Here is a 3,465-nt window from a genome sequence, read left to right on the forward strand (position 1 = left end):
GGACACGGAGGGATTCGAACCCTCGAAGGACCGTGAGGCCCTTGCCTCCTTAGCAGGGAGGTGGTTTCAGCCGCTCACCCACGTGTCCACGCAGCTTGGCTAGAGGTGGCGCTATAACCATGCATCGCGCTGGCTGCAACGGGTAAAGTGGCCCACTGCGAAAGCCGCGGGGAAAGCGCAAAATTGCGGCATTCCGGCAAAGCGACTCGTACTGCCGCAGAATCGACTCATTTCGTCGTCCGTTCATTGCGCGGTCATATCCAACAGCCGAGAGCCGTATCTGGCTGGTAATGTGAAGGAGTTACCCATGTTACCGTTGTGGATGAAGAAATCATTGGGCCTGTTCGCCGTTTTGGCGCTTGCCTCTACACCAGCACTGTCTCCGGCCTATGCCCAGGTGGAAAGTGTCGATCCCAATGACGTGATCGACGCCGATCTGGCTGCGCCCGACTATGACGGAAATTTCGAGGCCAGTGGTTCGAGCTGGACGATGGTCGACGATGCGCCGATCGACAGCGATATCAACGCGGATATCGTCTCCCCCTATGACTCGACATCCTACGCCGCCCCTGTCAGCGGCGCGGATGCCGTGCCGGTTGAAGACAGCACCTATCAAGATGATGACCTGATTGGTGCAGCCGAAGGCGTATTCGGAAAAGGCGCGAAAGGTCTGGCCGAAGTTATCGAGGATATTCTGAAGAAACAGGGCCGGCCCAACGCCTATATCGCCGGACGCGAAGCCAGCGGGGCCTTCATTGTCGGCCTGCGCTATGGCTCCGGCAAGCTGTATCACAAGATTGAAGGCGAGCAGCCCGTCTACTGGACCGGACCGTCGATCGGCTTTGATATTGGCGGAAACGCAGCCAATACCTTTGTTCTGGTTTATAATCTGTACGACAGCGAGGACCTGTATCAACGCTTTCCAGCCGGCGAAGGCGCGGCCTATTTCATCGGCGGTTTCCATGTCAGCTATTTGCGCAGCGACGACAAGGTGCTGATCCCGGTGCGGCTCGGCGCAGGTCTGCGGCTTGGTGCCAATATCGGCTATATGAAATTCAGCAAGAAACAGCGCTGGCTGCCATTCTGACCGGTTGACTGATCCGTCATCTGGGCCGGTAACGATCCGATGCAGCCATAATATTGTCGCGATTAGTTGTCATTGCGAGAAACCGGATGCGACGCGGCTATCCAAGGCGTTGCTCTATCTGGCGCGATATAGCTAAATGAGTGTCAGCTAAAGGCCCAGTAATTTACTTCGCCGGAGAATCATCAATGCGTATGTTCTTTATGGGGATTTTTCTTCCGCTGGTCCTGACAGGGTGCGCTATAGCCCCAACAAACCAGGCAGTCGGAAATATCGATGCTGCCGTCGAAAGTTCCAAACTGCGCTCAGACGCAGACGGAGCAGCCGAGGGGCTGGCATTTGCCCAGGCGCGCTGCGCTGGTTGCCATGACGTGACGGATGGACAAGTTTCGTCGAACCCTGACGCACCACCTTTTGAAGCAATAGCCAATACCCGAGGGCTGACTCACAGCACTCTAAAGGCTTGGCTTCGCGATTCTCACAACTATCCCGGGCAAATGAATTTTGAGATCGGTGCGAAGCATATTGATGATCTGGCGGCATATATGCTGACGCTCAAAAGCCACGATTATCGTCCTCCGATTCAATGATCTGGCTATTCGACCCCAATCCATTGCAGCACGGGACCCGGCCCGTGGCGGGGAGGATATATTCCTCCTCGAACCACCCTTTCGTCCGAGAAGCCCTTTCCCTCGTTCCGTTCGTCCTGAGCTTGTCGAAGGACACTTCGCGCCTATAGGTGCACTTCGACAGGCTCAGTGCGAACGGCAACCAATCCTGAACATGTGCCGCTCTGGCTTGCCACGACCCGATCAAGTTCGGACGACAATGACATCCCGGATGCAGCAAGCCATCCTCAGCTTCCTTCAGATCAAACCAGCGACCGGACCTTCTCCATCCGCGCCAGGTAACGCGCCAATATATCAATCTCGAGATTGACGGCGCGACCGGATTCCATTTCGCCGAGGGTGGTTACTTCCGCAGTATGGGGAATGATGTTGAGCGTGAACAGCGCGCCGGCTTCATCGTCTGACACGGCGTTCACAGTCAGCGAAACACCGTCGACCGTGATCGAACCCTTGGCAGCAATATAGGGAGCCAGCTCTTTCGAAACGCGGATGACGACCTCGCGAGAATCACCGGCAGCGCTGCTGGACTGGACTTCCCCGACGCCGTCCACATGGCCGGTTACGATATGTCCGCCGAGCTCGTCGCCTACCTTGAGCGCCCGCTCCAGATTGATCCGCCGTCCAGCGGTAAATTGCCCTGGAGCGGTGCACGAGAGGGTTTCGTTCGACACGTCAACCGCAAACCAGCCGTCTCCCTTGTCGACCACCGTCAGGCAAATGCCGGAACAGGCAATCGACGCGCCCAGATCGACATTGTCCATATCATAGCTGCATTTGATGTTCACCCGCAGGTCACCGCGCTGATCGAGCGATTCGATAGTGCCGATATCCGAAACAATGCCTGTAAACATGGGCGATCCTATTTGCTGTGAACGAAGCTGAACCTAGGCGGCGCGGTCATATATCTCAAGCATATCCTGCCCCAGTTGGCGCTGGTCAATACGCCGCCACTGGCCGTGCGCCTCGCCGAGTTTCTCCAGACCGATATCGGCAATGGCAGGCAACCCGCCACCGATGATGATCGGCGCGCGATAGAGCAGAAGCCGGTCCACCAGACCCGCTTTCAGAAACGAGGCCGCGGTTTTTGCGCCGCCTTCCACGAGCAGCCAGTTGATATCGGTAAGACCGGCAATCGCGGCCGGCTCGTCAATCTGCAGCCAGTGATCCGGACTGTCCTTGTCACTGCCCAACACAACTGGTTGCGGCGATCGGTCGGTCAGTCCGTCGATCCGCACATCAAGCCCTGGCCGGTCGGTCCTGGCCGTTCCTGCTCCCACCAATATGGCATCGCTATGCGCCCGTTCCAGATGGGCGTGCGCCCGGGCCTGGTCGCCAGTGATCCACTGGCTCGAGCCATCGGCCATAGCGATACAGCCATCCAGCGACAGCGCGAGTTTGAGAGTAACAAAGGGGCGGCCGTTTTCAACCCGGCACAGGAATCCGGCCATCGCGCGGCGCGCTTCCCATTCCCGGATGCCCACCGACACTGGAATGCCGGCATCACCCAGCCGGTCAATCCCGCGGCGCCTTGTGCGTTCATCGGCGTCGAGGGTCGCGACAATCACTCTTTTGGGTTTTGCCTCGATAATCGCAATACTGCAGGTCGGACCGCGGCTGCTTTCATGGGCACAGGGCTCCATCGTCACATAAATGTCGGCACCCCTGGCCGAAGCGCCGGCCTCGGCCAGCGCCATTTCCTCGGCATGCGGGCGACCGCCGGGCTGGGTCCAGCCACGGCCCAAGATGATCCCA

Annotated in this window: 4 protein-coding genes and 1 tRNA gene; 2 read left to right on the top strand and 3 right to left on the bottom strand. The window is 58.2% G+C overall.

Annotated elements, in window-relative coordinates; translation table 11 throughout:
* A tRNA-Ser gene (locus ACEW8J_RS12070) sits at positions 1–88 on the bottom strand.
* Positions 89–307: 219 nt separating this feature from the next.
* On the opposite strand from ACEW8J_RS12070, the gene ACEW8J_RS12075 reads away from it, so the two are divergent.
* Together ACEW8J_RS12075 and ACEW8J_RS12080 are read left to right on the top strand one after the other, a co-directional pair.
* Positions 308–1,087, top strand: coding sequence for a DUF1134 domain-containing protein (locus tag ACEW8J_RS12075; protein WP_373491893.1), 780 nt, complete (start codon positions 308–310; stop codon positions 1,085–1,087).
* 185 nt (positions 1,088–1,272) lie between these two features.
* The gene (locus tag ACEW8J_RS12080) at positions 1,273–1,674 is read left to right on the top strand and encodes a c-type cytochrome (protein ID WP_373491894.1); all 402 of its coding nucleotides are present in this window, start codon (positions 1,273–1,275) and stop codon (positions 1,672–1,674) included.
* 281 nt (positions 1,675–1,955) lie between these two features.
* Here ACEW8J_RS12080 and ACEW8J_RS12085 read toward each other — a convergent pair whose 3' ends face one another.
* On the bottom strand, positions 1,956–2,564 hold the full coding sequence (locus ACEW8J_RS12085) for a riboflavin synthase (protein ID WP_373491895.1): 609 nt from the start codon (positions 2,562–2,564) through the stop codon (positions 1,956–1,958).
* Positions 2,565–2,597: 33 nt separating this feature from the next.
* Positions 2,598–3,465: bifunctional diaminohydroxyphosphoribosylaminopyrimidine deaminase/5-amino-6-(5-phosphoribosylamino)uracil reductase RibD (ribD, locus tag ACEW8J_RS12090; RefSeq protein WP_373491896.1), on the bottom strand; the 868-nt coding region annotated here is incomplete at its 5' end.

The sequence above is a fragment of the Parasphingorhabdus sp. genome (assembly GCF_041748495.1).
GTDB lineage: Bacteria > Pseudomonadota > Alphaproteobacteria > Sphingomonadales > Sphingomonadaceae > Parasphingorhabdus.